The sequence below is a fragment of the Eubacterium ramulus genome (genome assembly GCF_003122485.1).
GTDB lineage: Bacteria > Bacillota > Clostridia > Lachnospirales > Lachnospiraceae > Eubacterium_I > Eubacterium_I ramulus_A.
The window spans coordinates 1-15,636 of the sequence record NZ_JRFU01000180.1; the positions used below are offsets into that span (position 1 = coordinate 1).

Consider the following 15,636-nt stretch of genomic DNA (forward strand, 5'->3'; position numbering starts at 1 on the left):
TGAAAGGTCTTCCTGTCTGGAAAATGGGAACAGCAATTTGGCTGCCAGCAAATATCCGGAGGCAAGGAAGAAAAATGGAACTGCCATGGACAGAAACAGGTATCCGATTCTGGACATGGCAGTATTGCTGCAGTCAACCAGTGGATCCGTGTGAATTGCAATGACTGCGAATGCCATGATAAATTTACACAGATCCAGACTGTATTTTTCTACAGGTCTGTTATTTGATTGATTCATTATACCCGTCGGATTCATTATACCCGTCGGATTCCTTTATCTGTAAATTCAATCAGACGTTCTTTGTAAAGATGTCCTACGGCACGCTTAAATGCGTTTTTACTCATGTGAGCTTCGCGTTTGATAATCTCCGGTGAAGCTTTGTCATTAAATGGAAGGACTCCGCCGTACTCATCAATGATTCTTAATACATCTTCAGCATCTTTGTTCATCTGAACATAAGCTTTTGCGCGAATGGTCAGATCCAGTTTTCCATCCGGTTTGCGGTTTGTGACGTTTGCTTCGATGATATCACCGATCTTTAATGCAGTAGTGTTCTCAAATCCCGGGATGCGGGCAGAATATTTGTCATCTACTGCGACGAAGGTACCGAAGTTGTCACTGAATTCGTATACACGACCGGTTACCGTGTCTCCCTTTTTGTATGGAGAATCAGTGGAGAGCAGATGGTAAATACCTTCCATGGTGGCACAGAGACGATTACTTTTATCTATATAAAGAGTAACAAGTACTTCGTCGCCTTCTCTGACCTTACGAAGCTGTTCTTTAAAAGGAAGCAAAAGATCTTTTTCCAGTCCCCAGTCAAGGAATGCGCCGATCTGTGTTACCTGAACAACTTTCAGAACGGCAAAACCGCCCAGTGTCAGTTTTGGCTCATTTGTAGTGGCAATCAGACGATCCTTGGAGTCTTTATATAAGAAGACTTCCAGTTTGTCGTGCAGCTTTGTTCCTTCCGGAACCTGTTTTGCCGGGAGCAGTACGCGGGTTTCGTCATCCTGCTGCTCTGCAAGGTAAACGCCGAAGTCTACCTGTTTTACTACGGTAAGTGTCTGTTTTTCTCCTAATTTCATGTTGTGTATCCGTCCTTTCTGGTGGCGTAAAATATTTTGATAATTATATGTTATTTCTTATTTTATTTCTATACGTACGTTGCATTACTTATATCATATAGAAAGATGTTTTAAATATGACATATATATATTCTGCATATATGTCAGCTTTGAAATTCTACAATGGCATAAGGTATGCCATCCGCATCATTCAGGGACACTTTCAGGGTATCACCTTCCTGATGATAGAATGGATAAATCGTATCGCCGTATACGGCGGAATTACGATATTCTACCCGAAGCTGACGGATGATAAAACCATCCGGCAGACATTCCATAGCCATTGGCACATAGCGCTCATTGTTGACATGATTGTTGGAATCAATGTCGTATTTGTGCACCTGAATCGGGCTAAGGCTAATGCCCTCTGTGACAGGGGCAATTTTGCGGGATGCTTCTTCCATAGGAATTGCCGGTTCGCAGGCATAAAGGTCGCTGACTTCCTTTGGAATCCGTTCCGGGCGACCGGTTTTGATATTCATGTAGATCCAGTTTGTGTTGGAATAAGCCAGAATATTGCCCTCTGCATCCTCCATTTTGAAATTACGGTATCCGAAAAAAGCTTTCCAGCCGTGTGCCCAGGTACTGATCGTGATTTCTTCACCAAATCTTGGATAACGGTTGATGATGATCTGCCAGGAAGAAAGAATCCAGGCATATCCCTGTTCCATCATGACTTCGATACCCTGTCCGATAGAATCGGAGTGGAAAGTACTGCAATCCTGAAAATAGTTGATAATGGATGGCAGTGTCATATTGAGGTGACTGTCTACCTCACTGAATCTGACGCGGCTTTTAAACTGATACATGAAAATCGTCCTCCTTAAAAATACAGGATAGCGGATCGACCGCAGTTTTGTTAAAAAAAGAAATGCCAGGAAATTATATGAAATTTCCTGCTAAACAAAAAAGCACCATTTACATGGTGCTTTCTGATAACTGGCCCACAAGGATTCGAACCTTGAAATGACGGAGTCAGAGTCCGTTGCCTTACCATTTGGCGATGGGCCATTACTTGTTGCCGAAGGCTTTGCTTTGAGGTGTTTGCCTCATGTCCTGTCGACAAGTGTTATTATAGGGCAAGTTTCCAAGGATTGCAACCCCTTTTTTGAAAAAACTACGTTTGAATTTTTAACTTATTTTTGATAATAATCTGACATTTTAAAAATAAATGTAAAATGAAAGAAAAATATCAATTAAAAAATGATTTCACCGTCAACAATACCGAATTCCTCTAAATCTTCGGAATCCATGATAGCGCGTCCACTGGTTGCTTCCGTGATCTGAACACAAAAATCCTTGAATTTTTCCTCGGGAACCATCAGATCAAGGGTAACATTATCGGCATATTGGGTATCCAATGTAAAAATCTGGTTCTGTGCTACCAGATATTGCAGTTTTCCAATGCCATTATAATCTGTAGTGACATGTAATTTGTGCCCGAACTGCTTTTCAATGATGGTACTTGCAGCAAGTCCTGCCTGAGTAGCTGCCTGATACGCCCGCACCAGTCCACCGGTGCCAAGCAGAGTGCCGCCAAAATATCGGGTGACAACAACGATGCAGTTGTGAATCCCTTCCCGGAGCAGTACATCCAGAATCGGACGACCGGCAGTACCGGAAGGTTCTCCGTCATCACTGCAGCGGGTACATTCATTGTTTTTCCCGATGGTATAGGCATGACAGTTGTGACGTGCATCCCAATATTCCTTTTTTATCTTATTTAAGAAGGCAACTGCTTCTTCTTCCGAGGTGACCGGGAGCGTGTGTGCGATGAAACGGGATTTTTTTTCTTCGATTTCATCCTGACCGGCCTGATATAATACTTTATAACTCATGATGTTCCTTTCTATATATGAATCTACAAATCAATAGGATTTTTATTTTTGAAAAATTGATTTTTAAAGATCGTTGTTTTTACAATTATATTGTTTTTATATTTTTGCCAGATGCGAGGTATCCACATCTAATGTAGACAGTATATCGCATTAATGGTATTATAAGCAATATAGTTGTTTGACTTTTCGTTTAACAGAGAAGAATTGTATTAGATAAGAAAAGGCTCCTGTCTTTAGCGGCGGTGAGCAGCAAGAATGATGAGGGCATTCTTGAATGGAGGGAATCTATGAATTATGGCAGAAAAAATGCTGCGCGCAGAAAATGGGAGCTGACCTCCCGTGGAACGGTCATGCGCAGGAAGCTTTCTTCGCTGACGTTACTGATCGTGCTGCTGTTGTTTGTTTCCGGACTTGGATATGTCGGTTATCAGGGCTATCGTTTTGTGGAAAAAATAATTGCAGAAGCACCGGATATTAATGAGATTGATGCGACACCTTCCGGATATATGTCCACAGTTCTGGATGCAGACGGAAATGTGACCGCGCAGCTTGTTGGAACCGGTTCCAATCGAGTCTATGTGACATTGGATGAGATTCCGGTGGATCTGCAGCATGCATTTGTGGCAATCGAAGATGAGCGTTTTTATGATCACAACGGCATTGACCTGAGGGGAATAGCCCGGGCAGTTGCAAAGGGACTGACCACCGGACATCTCACAGAAGGAGCCAGCACGATCACACAGCAGCTGTTGAAAAATAATGTGTTTGAGGGATGGACGACAGAGGATTCCTCACAGCGTATTGAGCGAAAACTGCAGGAACAATATCTGGCAGTACAGCTGGAAAAGAAAGTTTCCAAAGACTGGATCATGGAAAATTATCTGAATACCATCAATCTGGGACAGAATACGTTAGGCGTGCAGGCAGCATCCAGACGTTATTTTGGAAAAGATGTCTCAGAGCTGACGTTGTCAGAGTGCGCAGTAATTGCAGGAATTACCCAAAATCCGTCCAAATACAACCCGATTTCTCATCCGGAGGACAATGCAGCCCGGCGTGAGAAAGTTCTTTTAAATATGAAAGAGCAGGGGTATATTGATGAGAATGAGTATCAGGAGGCACTGGAAGATCCGGTATACGACCGGATTCAGGATAACAATACCAAGTGGCAGAGCAGTGATACCAATATCACATCTTATTTTGTAGATTCCCTGACAGAAGAAGTGGTACAGGATCTGCAGGATGAATTAGATTATTCGGAAGCGCAGGCATATAAAGCACTGTACAGCGGTGGTCTGACCATTTATTCGACACAGGATCCGAAAATCCAGAAGATTTGTGATGATCAGGTAAATGATGACAGTAATTATTCTGATATTGCCAAAAAAGTTTCTTTTTCCTATGCATTATCCGTTCAAAAGACGGATGGTTCTGTGGAACATTACAGTGAGCAGAATCTGCTTTCTTATTATAAGAAGAAGTACGAAACCTATGATCTGAATTATAAGAGTGAATCATCTGCACAGGATGCGATTGATGAGTACCGGGAAGCCATGATCAGTGCTGGGGGAACCGTGCTTGGGGAAAATGTGACATTTACCGTGCAGCCGCAGACATCGGTAACGATCATCGATCAGAGCACCGGTCAGGTGAAGGCCCTGGTTGGCGGCAGAGGTGAAAAGACGGCAAGTAAGACGTTAAACAGAGCTTCCGGGGTGACGAGACAGCCTGGTTCTACCTTTAAGATCCTGAGTGCTTACGCTCCGGCATTGGACAGTGGAAAATACACGCTGGCAACAGCGGTACTGGATGAACCGATCACATATTCATCCGGTCAGACCGTACACAATGCAGATGGCAAGTATCGTGGCTATACGAGCATCCGGGAGGCGATTCAGGATTCCGTCAACGTAGTGGCGATCAAGACGGTGGAAGATATCACACCAAAGACCGGCTATGAGATGGTAAAGAAATTTGGTATATCTACGCTGACAAAGGACGATATTGTGGAATCATTGCCACTTGGTGTCGGTGCAGTCAGCAATCTGGAGCTGGCAGCAGCTTTTGAAGTTATTCCGAATGGCGGAAAATATAAGGAACCGGTATTGTATACGAAGATATTGGATCAGGATGGAAATGTTCTTCTGGACAAGACTCCGAAGACACACACTGTGATCAAGGACAGTACCGCATATCTGCTGACCTCAGCCATGGAAGATGTTGTAAAATACGGAACCGGAAAACTGGCAGATTTTGGTACCATGCCGATTGCCGGAAAAACCGGTACAGCAGGAACGACGGAAGCAGCCCGTGACGCCTGGTTTGCAGGTTTTACGCCATATTACACCTGTGTGGTATGGGGCGGTTATGACGATTACTCAGAACTGGAATCTACCAAATATCCGAAGATCCTGTGGAACCGTATTATGGGACAACTTCACGAAGGACTGGAATACAAAGATTTTGAGATGCCGGATGATGTGCAGGAATATACCGTGTGTGCAACCTCTGGCAAGATTGCAATCCCGGGTGTCTGCTCCAAGACCGTGACGGAATATTTTGCGGATGGAACCGAACCGGAGGAAAAATGTGATCTGCATGAGACTGCGGTGATCTGTAAGGATTCCGGATTGCTTGCAGGAGAATATTGCCCGGAAAGCAGCAAGGTGAAAAAAACTTATGTAAAAGATGCGTCCGGGGAAGATGCAATGCCGACGAAGGTATGTGATGTTCATACAAGCCATGGACTGTTACAGCCGTTGATCGATGCGTTGACACCGAATCACAGTGGACAGGATGCCCAGACATATTCTAACACGTCCGGTACGCAGAATACGCAAAATGCATCACATTAAAACAAATTAAGAAAGAACACAGAAAATGTTACAATTCTGTGTTCTTTTTTTTGCCTGCGAATAAGTTCTGAATTTGTAAAAATAAGGTGAAAAAACAGTGAAATGAACGTTGAGAACGGAAACTTATATTGACACTATGATACTGATTTGTTATAATCGGACATGTTGAATGTAACAATTTTGTAATAATTGAGATAAAAAGTAACAATAAAAAATAGTATGGAACATACGGAGGACAATATGAGAACCAGAAATAGAAAATTTGCAGCCTGTTTATTATTAAGCACCTTAGTACTGACCATGGGAGCAGGAAGTGCACAGGCAGCAGAGACAGATAATACAGCAGCAATCAGTACCACTGCAGCACCGGCTTCAGGAGTTTCACTTCTTGTTGCACAGGCAGATACCGCAGAGCAGACAGCAGCTGCAAATCTTGGTGTGACACAGACAGACAGTTATATCAATATCCGCAAGGAAGCAACCACAGACAGTGAGATCGTTGGTATTATGAAAAACAATGCGGTAGCAACTGTTACTGGTACAGAAGATGGATGGTACCAGATCACATCCGGTTCTATCAGCGGATATATCAAAGCAGAATATTTAACTGTTGGAGATCAGGCATTACTGGATTCTGTTAAAACAAGAACAGCTACCGTGGAGACAGAGACTTTAAAAGTAAGAAGCGAAGCAAGCACAGATGCTTCCGTCGTAACTTTAGCAGGACAGGACGAACAGCTTACGGTTACTGATGAGCAGACACCGGGATGGGTAAAAGTTGAGACTTCTGACGGTGAGGGATATATTTCCACAGAATATGCAGAGGTAGCAGATACTTATCAGTATGCAGAAAAACCGGAAGTAGAGAGTGCACAGAGCAGTTCCGGAAGCTCCGTGATCAGCTATGCGAGCCAGTTCCTTGGTAATCCGTATGTATGGGGCGGTACAAGCCTGACAAACGGTGTAGACTGTTCCGGATTTGTAATGCAGGTATATGCACACTATGGAATTTCCCTTCCACATTCTTCATCTGCATTACGCAGTGTAGGACGTGGCATAAGTTATTCCGAAGCACAGCCGGGCGATATCATCTGCTATAGCGGACATGTTGCATTATATATTGGCGGCGGTCAGATCATCCATGCAAGCAATCCAAGTGATGGAATTAAAATTTCACCGGCAACTTATACAAATATTCTTGCAGTCCGCAGAGTGTTAGGATAATTCGGATAAAATACAGAGGTTTGGCATAATTTGGACAGAATGATCGGATTTTGTGGATAATGTGCATAACCTTGTTTATAACGGTCAGAAAGAGGATCTGAAGGTACGTGGAAATCAGATCCTCTTTTTGTTATTTTATTAAGAAAGTTTGACTTTTTTTATCATTCATTTTGTTTGGCAGAGGGAATATACTTGACGGATGGGAACAATTATTGTATAAAGATTCAATGGAGATTTGATTTCTGATTGGTAATTATAAATAAAAAGGATGATTTGACACAGAAAAAATGTGTGAAATCACTGCGAATAAGTATAAAAGAAATGGGACAAAATGAGTAGTAGAAAAGAACTGGCAGGAGTGCGGATCGATATCTGCAGCCTGCGGGAAGCACTTCATAAAATCGAACATTATCTTGCATCAGAAGGACTTCATGCGGTGGAAACCGTTTCTATGAAAACGGTGGTGACGGCAGGAGAGGATGAACAGGTCAGACAATGTCTGGAGGATATGGATCTGGTGATCCCTTCGGATAAGGAAATCCTGATGGAACTTGGGGTGACATCCAGAAAGTGGCTGGATGAGGCGCGGGAGCACCGGTTTGCCTCCGAGACTCTGCGAGGGGTGATCCGGGCGAAACACAGTGTATATCTGCTGTATGAGACACGGACGCAGATGGATACCCTTTGTGAATTTCTGGAAAATTCCTTTGGAAATGCGCCGTATGTCTGTGGTGATGCAGTCTGGGAAGAAGCAGGTGAGGATGCAGAACAGATCGTCAATGAAATCAATGCGGTATCGCCACATATGATTTTTTCCATGCTATCCACTCCACGCCAGGAAAAATTTCTGGCAGAGCACAGACAGATGCTGAATGCGCGGCTCTGGTTTGGCGTGGGAAGCGAGAATACCTTCGTCAATGGAAAGAAGAAATCAGTGGGAATCTGTAAAAAACTGCTGGCGCGCCATAAGATGAAGCGTCAGATCCAGTCTTATGAATCAGAGGAAAAAACAGATTGATCGTAAAATTTGCGTAGTTTTTATCTCAGTGGAGAAATGTTTTTCACTGAGATATTTTTGTTCCTTTGGCAGTTGACAGACTGCAGGGGCATTAAAATTCAGATAAGGGGGAAGTGTTATGAAACAGTTAGCTGGTAAAAAAACAGTTCAGGATCTGCTGCTGATCATTATCGGATCAGGTCTGACGGCTTTGCCGGTCAAATGTATTTATGATCCGCTGGATATGGTTACCGGAGGATTTTCCGGTTTGTCAATCATTATCAAGGCGCTGACATCCTGGATCGTTGCAGGGGGAATCCCACTGGGAGTAACCTCTTTTGTATTAAATGTGCCGATCTTTATTGCGGCATATATCAAGAAAGGAAAAGAATTTGTCGGAAAATCCTTTCTTGCAATGGTGTTGCTGTCTGTATGGTTAGTGATCATTCCGCCAATTGATATGGCAGAAAATGATTTCGTCATTGGCACGATCCTTGGAGGCTGCCTGATGGGACTTGGAATCGGTCTGGTGCTCCGGGCAAACTGCACCACCGGTGGAACGGATATGCTGGCAGTATTGATCCACAGCAAATGGAAACAGTTTTCCGTGGTACGCCTGATTCAGATCATTGATGCGCTGATCGTGGTGAGTGGTTTGTATCTGTTTGGATGGAAAAGTGGATTGTATGCGATTTTTTCTATCGCCGTTGCCACAAAAGTGTCCGATATCACGCTGGAAGGTCTGGACGTGTCACGTGCGGTTTATATCCTGTCTGACGAGACGCAGAAAATTTCTGATGTGATCCTGTCGGAGATGGATCGTGGTGTGACTGGTATTCAGGCGAAGGGCATGTATACAAAACAGGAAAAATGTATGCTATTGTGTGTGGTATCCCGCAAGCAGATCGTCTGGTTGAAGGAGACCGTTATGGAAATTGATCCGAAAGCTTTTCTGATTATATGCGATGCAAGAGAGGTATGGGGAGAAGGATTCCAGTCGTATTCGGAGAAAATCTAAAAAAAGTGTGAAATATGGGGAAATGCATAAAAAAAATTGCATTTCCTCTTTACTTTTTTGGGTGTTTTGTCTTAAAATAAGGATGCACAGTAAAAATATACGCGAAAAAGAGAATTAGTTATTGTGAATGTTGTATAAGGAAGTGTACAGGGGGGCTTTTCATTATGATTTCAAATCAGATATTGCAGAATACAATTGATGGATTAAAAAATATAACAAGGATAGATTTGTGTATCATTGATACGGAAGGCAAGATCCTGGCAACGACATTTTCCGAGGCAGATCGGTATGTCAGTCCGGCGATGGCACTGGTAGATTCGCCTGCCGACAGTCAGGTAGTATCAGGATGTCATTTCTTTAAGGTGTTTGATGAGCACCAGTTAGAGTATGTATTGCTGGCAAACGGCGACAGTGATGATGTTTACATGGTTGGACAGATCGCAAGTTTCCAGATTCAGAATCTGCTGGTTGCATATAAGGAACGATTTGATAAAGACAATTTTATCAAGAACCTGCTGTTGGATAACCTGCTTCTGGTAGATATTTACAATCGTGCCAAAAAACTGCATATTGAAACTGATGTGCGCAGAGTGGTATATATTATAGAGACCAACCGTGACAAAGAGGGAAATGAGCTTGAGAAGGTACGCAGTATCTTTGAGGGCAAGAACCGGGATTTTGTTACGGCAGTAGATGAGAAAAATATCATTGTTGTCAAAGAAGTAGACGAGATGGACAGCAATCAGGATCTGGATAAGACCGCGGAAGTAATTCTTGGTCTGTTCAAAGGTGATGCAGAGGTGCATATCGCATACGGTACTGTGGTGGGAGAGATCAAAGAAGTATCCCGTTCTTACAAAGAAGCACGTATGGCACTGGATGTTGGAAAGATCTTCTTCGAGGATCGCAACATTATTGCGTACTCTGCACTGGGAATCGGTCGTCTGATCTATCAGCTTCCTATTCCACTTTGTAAAATGTTTATCAAAGAAATCTTCGGTGGCAAATCTCCGGATGACTTTGACGAGGAGACATTGACAACCATCAATAAATTCTTTGAGAACAGCCTGAATGTGTCTGAGACATCAAGACAGTTGTACATTCACAGAAATACACTGGTATACAGACTGGATAAGTTACAGAAGAGCACGGGACTGGATCTTCGTGTGTTCGAGGATGCGATCACATTCAAGATTGCATTAATGGTTGTAAAATACATGAAATATATGGAAACATTAGATTATTAAATTGCTAAGTGTTTGGGGGCACAGATGGTGAAAGCGTTCGTGCCCCTTTTTTTGCCTGACAGGAAAAATGAAGTTTTTCTGTCAAATAGAGTTGGAAACAGATAAGTTGAAGTATGGTTTGAAGTGATTTCGAAGGAGGATAAAATGATTACTTTAAAAGACGTAAGCAAGTCATACGTGGAAGGCGTCCCGGCACTTGCTGATGTAAATATTCAGATTGAAGAAGGCGAATTTGTATTCGTAGTAGGTGACAGTGGATCAGGAAAATCAACACTGATCAAATTGTTGTTAAAAGAACTGGAGCCTACTTCCGGATCCATTATCATAAATGACAAGATCCTTTCTGAGATTCCGCGCCGGCAGGTTCCGCGTTTCCGCAGAAATATCGGATGTGTGTTTCAGGATTTCCGTCTGTTAAAAGACCGTAATGTATACGAGAATGTGGCATTTGCGCAGCGGATCATCTCTGCACCGGCGCGTTCTATCAAAGAAAAAGTACCGAAAATGCTTTCTCTGGTAGGTCTGGCAGCAAAATATAAATCCAAACCAAACCAGTTATCCGGTGGAGAGCAGCAGCGTGTGGCAATTGCAAGAGCGCTGATCAATGAGCCGAAGATTCTTCTGGCAGATGAGCCGACCGGTAACCTGGATGCAAATAATGCATGGGAGATCATGAAATTATTAGACGAGATCAACAAACGTGGCACAACCGTTCTGGTAGTCAGCCATAACATGGAGATCGTTGAGGCAATGAAGAAACGTGTCATCACACTGCAGCAGGGACATGTAGTCAGTGATGTACAGATGGGCGGTGAAGAAGATGAAAATTAGTACATTTGGATACACCATCAAACAAGGTATCAAAAATATATGGACAAATAAAATGTTTTCCATTGCGTCCATCGCAACGATGGCGGCATGTATTTTCATGTTTGGTATGTTTTATTCTATCGTAATTAACTTCCAGCATGTAGTCAAAGATGTGGAGTCCGGCGTAGCAATCACCGTATTCTTCGATGATGGTACGACACAGGATCAGATCGATGCCATTGGTCAGGAAATCGCAATGAGATCGGAAGTATCCAGTTTCAATTATGTTTCTGCCGAGGAAGCATGGGAAGAATACAAATTAGAGTATTTTGACGGTGATGAGGCAGCGGCAGCAAGTTTTGGTACAGATAACCCGCTGGCAGGAGAATCCAACTATGAGATCTATATGGAGGACATTTCGCAGCAGAGCAGTCTGGTATCTTATCTGGAAGGCTTAGATCATGTCAGCAGAGTCCGTCAGTCAGAGATGGTTGCAAATACATTGACTGATTTTAACCGACTGGTAAGTATTGTATCTGCGGTTATTATCCTGATTCTGATCTGCGTTGCCGTATTCCTGATCAGTAATACGGTTCGTACCGGTATCGCTGTTCGAAAAGAAGAAATTGGTATTATGAAGGTCATCGGAGCGACGGATTATTTCGTCCGGGCGCCGTTTATCGTGGAGGGTATTCTGATCGGCCTGATCGGAGCAGCTATTCCGCTGATCATTCTTCATGCTATGTATGGAAGAATTATTGAATATGTTGCAAATCGTTTTGGATTCTTGAACAACCTGCTGACGTTCCTTCCGGTAGATACTGTATTCCAGATCTTATTACCGGTTGGTCTGATCCTTGGCGTTGGAATCGGATACATTGGCAGTCGTGTAACCGTAAGAAAGCACATCAATGTATAAGATATGTGAGATGCAAAAAATAGCAATTTTTGAATCAGTGCTGAAGATGGAAATAATTGATATAAATAGCAGTTTATATCATATAATATAGCAGAAAAATAGGAGATTTGATGATGAAAAAACATCCAGACAAATCGCAGCACTAATATGGTGGGATTAATATTGGCGGCGGCACGTTTCGGAATGATAACCGAAAGTGCCGGCGCTTCTGCTGATTTTAGAAAAAAATAAAGGAGATTTGACAATGAATCAGGAAGAACGAGATTTTGTGGTGGAAGAGCCAGAGGAATCTTTCGAAACAAAATCAGGAAAAAAGAAGCGTAAGAAGAAACAAAACGGGTTTGGAAAGGGATTTTTTGCCGGGGTCATTGTAATGGCACTTCTCTCTGTTGTTATTTTTGGTGTGTATGAGTATGTTTCTGGTGTTTCGGTAAGCAGAACTGGACTGTTAGACCGCACGACTTCAAAAAAACTTCAGACACTGGCAGCTTATATTCAGTCGAATTATTATGAGGATGTAGATACGGGTACTCTGCAGGAAGGACTGTATGCAGGATTGTTTGACAATCTGGATGTCTATTCCCAGTATTATACGGCAGAGGAAGCACAACAGTTGTATGATACCAATGTATCCGGTACTTATTGCGGAATCGGAGCAAGTCTGCAGCAGGATGCAGACACAAAGGTTGTTACGGTTATGCATGTGTATGATGGTTCACCGGCGCAGGAGAGTGGATTACAGGAAGGCGATGTGATCGTTTCCGCAGATTCTTATGAGGCAGCGTCCACAGATCTGAGCGAGTTTATCACACATGTCCGTGGAGAAGAAGGTACACAGGTGCATCTGGTGATCGCACGATCCGGAGAATCAGATTATCTGGAATTTGACATTACCAGAAAAAATCTGGTGCTTCCCACGGTTACCCAGAAGATGTTGGAAAACCAGACCGGATACATACAGGTAACAGAGTTTACCGAACATACGGTAGAGCAGTTTGAGGATGCACTGTCTGAATTACAGCAGGAAGGTATGACCGCGCTGATCGTCGATCTGCGTTCCAATCCGGGCGGTATGCTCACTTCCGTATGCAGTATGCTGGATGATATTTTGCCGGAAGGCCTGTTAGTCTATACCGAAGATAAAGATGGAAACCGTCAGGATTATAATTCTACAGATGATAAATCATTGGATCTGCCGTTGGCGGTTCTTGTAAATGGAAATAGTGCCAGTGCATCGGAGATTTTTGCAGGTGCGATCCAGGATCGAAAAGCGGGCACGATTATCGGAACTACAACTTATGGAAAAGGTGTTGTGCAGTCGATTCTGTCTCTGAAAGATGGAAGTGCTTTCAAACTGACAACCAGCCGTTACTTTACACCAAACGGAACCTGCATACAGGGCATTGGTATCCAGCCGGATGTGGAGATTGAATACGAATTTACCGGTCCGGAGGATGCAAAATATAGCGAAGAATACGATAATCAGATTCAAAAAGCACTGGATGTATTGCAACAATAAGTATAGTATGGTATGATACAAGACGGTAACTATTATTGAAAAAACAACTTAAAATGTTGAAACAACAACTATAAAATGAAATGTGCAGTTTGCATAGAAGAAAAATGGAAAGATAAGGAGAAACAGTCATATGTGTGGAATCGTAGGATATATCGGTGAGCAGCAGGCAGCACCGATCTTACTTGCAGGACTTTCAAAACTGGAATACCGTGGTTATGATTCAGCCGGTATCTGTGTTCGTGATGAGTCCAACGGAAATGTTGAAGTAGTAAAAGCCAAAGGTCGTTTACGTACCCTGATCGAGAAAACAGATGACGGACATTCTGTAATCGGTACCAGCGGTATCGGACATACACGTTGGGCAACACACGGTGAGCCGTCTGAGAACAATGCACATCCGCATTGCTCTGATGATAAAAACGTTGTTCTGGTTCATAATGGAATTATTGAAAACTTTCAGGAACTGAAAGAGAAATTAGTAAAACGTGGCTATACATTCTATTCTGAGACAGATACAGAAGTAGCTGTAAAATTGATTGATTATTATTACAAAAAGACAGAGTCACCGTTGACTGCAATTGCGACAGCAATGCTTCACATCAGAGGTTCTTATGCATTCGGTGTTATGTTCAAAGACTGCCCGAACAAGATTTTTGCAGCAAGAAAAGACAGCCCGTTGATCATTGGAAAGAGCGAGCATGGTACACTGATCGGTTCTGATGTACCGGCGATCTTAGATCAGACACGTAATGTATATTACATCGACAATCTGGAGATCGCAGAGCTGACAAAAGACGAGATTCATTTCTTCAACATGGATGAAGAAGAAATCGAAAAAGAAATGGTTCAGATCAAATGGGATGCTGAGGCAGCAGAAAAAGGCGGTTATGAGCATTTTATGTTAAAAGAGATCCATGAGCAGCCGAGAGCCGTTCAGGATACGATTGGCGCATATGTAAAAGACAATGCTGTTGATTTCTCTGAGATTGGTCTGAAGGATGAAGAGCTGGCAAATATTGAGCGTGTTTATATCGTAGGCTGCGGTTCTGCTTATCATGTAGCTATGGCAGCAAAATATGTACTGGAAGATATGACACAGGTTCCGGTTGAGATTGACATCGCGTCCGAGTTCCGTTATCGTAATCCGATTCTGGTGAAAAATTCACTGGTTGTCATCATTTCACAGTCCGGAGAGACCGCAGATAGTCTGGCAGCTCTTCGTCTGGCAAAAGAGAAAGGCGTAGCTGTTCTTGGCGTTGTAAACGTAGTAGGCTCCAGCATTGCCCGTGAGAGTGATCATACTCTGTACACTTACGCAGGACCGGAGATCTCTGTAGCAACAACAAAAGCTTACAGCACACAGCTGATCGCGATGTATTTGTTTGCAATGCGTCTGGCGCAGGTAAAAGGTCTGCTCAGTGAAGAAGATTGTGCAAAGATGATCGCAGAGTTAAATGAGCTTCCTGCCAAAATTCAGAAGATTCTGGATGACAAAGAGCGTATTCAGTGGTTTGCAAGCAAATATGCAAACGCAAAAGATATGTTCTTCCTGGGACGTGGTCTGGATTATGCCATCAGTCTGGAAGGCAGCCTGAAGATGAAAGAGATCAGCTACATTCACTCTGAGGCATATGCAGCAGGTGAGTTAAAACATGGAACCATCAGTCTGATCGAGGACAACACACTGGTTGTTGGTGTATTGACCCAGAGCAACCTATATGAGAAAACCATCAGCAATATGGTAGAGGTAAAAAGCCGTGGCGCATATCTGATGGGACTGACCACATATGGCAACTATGGTATCGAAGATACCGCAGATTTCTCTGTTTATGTACCGAAGACAGATCCGCATTTTGCAACCAGTCTGGCAATCATTCCGTTACAGTTACTGGGATATTATGTCAGCGTAGCAAAAGGTCTGGATGTAGATAAACCGAGAAACCTTGCAAAATCTGTAACAGTAGAGTAAACAGATTCAAAAGACCAGAAAGATTTCAGCAAGCCCGGATGCGGAAGATTTCGTATCCGGGTTTGTTTTATCTCAGTCTGAGTTGAGACTCCCACTTCTGCAAGTGGTGAGTA

At 43.0% G+C, this 15,636-nt stretch carries 13 protein-coding genes and 1 tRNA gene; 9 read left to right on the plus strand and 5 right to left on the minus strand.

The window, feature by feature from the left end:
* The 5 genes from LG34_RS14590 to LG34_RS14610 all read right to left on the minus strand — a co-directional run.
* The coding region (locus tag LG34_RS14590) for an acyltransferase family protein (RefSeq protein WP_347486824.1) at positions 1–237 on the minus strand (237 nt) is incomplete at its 3' end.
* A 17-nt stretch (positions 238–254) separates the two neighbouring features.
* A complete protein-coding gene (locus LG34_RS14595; protein ID WP_109216714.1) occupies positions 255–1,088 on the minus strand; it encodes a CvfB family protein in 834 nt (277 codons plus the stop codon).
* 143 nt (positions 1,089–1,231) lie between these two features.
* Positions 1,232–1,936 carry an acyl-[acyl-carrier-protein] thioesterase gene (locus LG34_RS14600; protein ID WP_109216715.1) on the minus strand — a complete coding sequence of 235 codons (705 nt, stop codon included), beginning with the start codon at positions 1,934–1,936 and terminating at the stop codon, positions 1,232–1,234.
* 130 nt (positions 1,937–2,066) lie between these two features.
* Positions 2,067–2,138, minus strand: a tRNA-Gln gene (locus LG34_RS14605).
* Between the two features lie 185 nt (positions 2,139–2,323).
* On the minus strand, positions 2,324–2,965 hold the full coding sequence (locus LG34_RS14610) for a YigZ family protein (protein ID WP_109216716.1): 642 nt from the start codon (positions 2,963–2,965) through the stop codon (positions 2,324–2,326).
* Between the two features lie 287 nt (positions 2,966–3,252).
* Here LG34_RS14610 and LG34_RS14615 point away from each other — a divergent pair, with 287 nt between their 5' ends.
* The 9 genes from LG34_RS14615 to glmS all read left to right on the plus strand — a co-directional run bounded on the left by LG34_RS14615 (position 3,253) and on the right by glmS (position 15,523).
* Positions 3,253–5,820, plus strand: coding sequence for a transglycosylase domain-containing protein (locus tag LG34_RS14615; RefSeq protein ID WP_109216717.1), 2,568 nt, complete (start codon positions 3,253–3,255; stop codon positions 5,818–5,820).
* Positions 5,821–6,060: 240 nt separating this feature from the next.
* Complete coding sequence (locus LG34_RS14620; RefSeq protein ID WP_109216718.1) at positions 6,061–7,044, plus strand: SH3 domain-containing protein; 984 nt, start codon at positions 6,061–6,063, stop codon at positions 7,042–7,044.
* 331 nt (positions 7,045–7,375) lie between these two features.
* Complete coding sequence (locus LG34_RS14625) at positions 7,376–8,062, plus strand: WecB/TagA/CpsF family glycosyltransferase (protein WP_109216719.1); 687 nt, start codon at positions 7,376–7,378, stop codon at positions 8,060–8,062.
* A gap of 118 nt (positions 8,063–8,180) precedes the next feature.
* A complete protein-coding gene (locus LG34_RS14630; RefSeq protein ID WP_109216720.1) occupies positions 8,181–9,059 on the plus strand; it encodes a YitT family protein in 879 nt (292 codons plus the stop codon).
* 164 nt (positions 9,060–9,223) lie between these two features.
* Positions 9,224–10,306, plus strand: a complete 1,083-nt coding sequence (locus LG34_RS14635) for a PucR family transcriptional regulator (RefSeq protein WP_109216721.1) — start codon at positions 9,224–9,226, stop codon at positions 10,304–10,306.
* Positions 10,307–10,450: 144 nt separating this feature from the next.
* On the plus strand, positions 10,451–11,137 hold the full coding sequence (ftsE, locus tag LG34_RS14640) for a cell division ATP-binding protein FtsE (RefSeq protein WP_109216722.1): 687 nt from the start codon (positions 10,451–10,453) through the stop codon (positions 11,135–11,137).
* Positions 11,127–12,035 carry a permease-like cell division protein FtsX gene (ftsX, locus tag LG34_RS14645; RefSeq protein WP_109216723.1) on the plus strand — a complete coding sequence of 303 codons (909 nt, stop codon included), beginning with the start codon at positions 11,127–11,129 and terminating at the stop codon, positions 12,033–12,035. Before ftsE ends, ftsX begins: the two co-directional genes overlap by 11 nt.
* A gap of 244 nt (positions 12,036–12,279) precedes the next feature.
* A complete protein-coding gene (locus tag LG34_RS14650; protein WP_109216724.1) occupies positions 12,280–13,554 on the plus strand; it encodes a S41 family peptidase in 1,275 nt (424 codons plus the stop codon).
* Between the two features lie 130 nt (positions 13,555–13,684).
* On the plus strand, positions 13,685–15,523 hold the full coding sequence (gene glmS, locus LG34_RS14655; protein ID WP_109216725.1) for a glutamine--fructose-6-phosphate transaminase (isomerizing): 1,839 nt from the start codon (positions 13,685–13,687) through the stop codon (positions 15,521–15,523).
* The last annotated feature ends 113 nt before the right edge of the window (positions 15,524–15,636 follow it).

Bases quoted from the DNA above. Each gene is read 5' to 3' on its own strand.
- LG34_RS14595 (WP_109216714.1), bottom strand. From the start codon at position 1,088: ATGAAATTAGGAGAAAAACAGACACTTACCGTAGTAAAACAGGTAGAC.
- LG34_RS14600 (WP_109216715.1), bottom strand. From the start codon at position 1,936: ATGTATCAGTTTAAAAGCCGCGTCAGATTCAGTGAGGTAGACAGTCAC.
- LG34_RS14610 (WP_109216716.1), bottom strand. From the start codon at position 2,965: ATGAGTTATAAAGTATTATATCAGGCCGGTCAGGATGAAATCGAAGAA.
- LG34_RS14615 (WP_109216717.1), top strand. From the start codon at position 3,253: ATGAATTATGGCAGAAAAAATGCTGCGCGCAGAAAATGGGAGCTGACC.
- LG34_RS14620 (WP_109216718.1), top strand. From the start codon at position 6,061: ATGAGAACCAGAAATAGAAAATTTGCAGCCTGTTTATTATTAAGCACC.
- LG34_RS14625 (WP_109216719.1), top strand. From the start codon at position 7,376: ATGAGTAGTAGAAAAGAACTGGCAGGAGTGCGGATCGATATCTGCAGC.
- LG34_RS14630 (WP_109216720.1), top strand. From the start codon at position 8,181: ATGAAACAGTTAGCTGGTAAAAAAACAGTTCAGGATCTGCTGCTGATC.
- LG34_RS14635 (WP_109216721.1), top strand. From the start codon at position 9,224: ATGATTTCAAATCAGATATTGCAGAATACAATTGATGGATTAAAAAAT.
- ftsE (WP_109216722.1), top strand. From the start codon at position 10,451: ATGATTACTTTAAAAGACGTAAGCAAGTCATACGTGGAAGGCGTCCCG.
- ftsX (WP_109216723.1), top strand. From the start codon at position 11,127: ATGAAAATTAGTACATTTGGATACACCATCAAACAAGGTATCAAAAAT.
- LG34_RS14650 (WP_109216724.1), top strand. From the start codon at position 12,280: ATGAATCAGGAAGAACGAGATTTTGTGGTGGAAGAGCCAGAGGAATCT.
- glmS (WP_109216725.1), top strand. From the start codon at position 13,685: ATGTGTGGAATCGTAGGATATATCGGTGAGCAGCAGGCAGCACCGATC.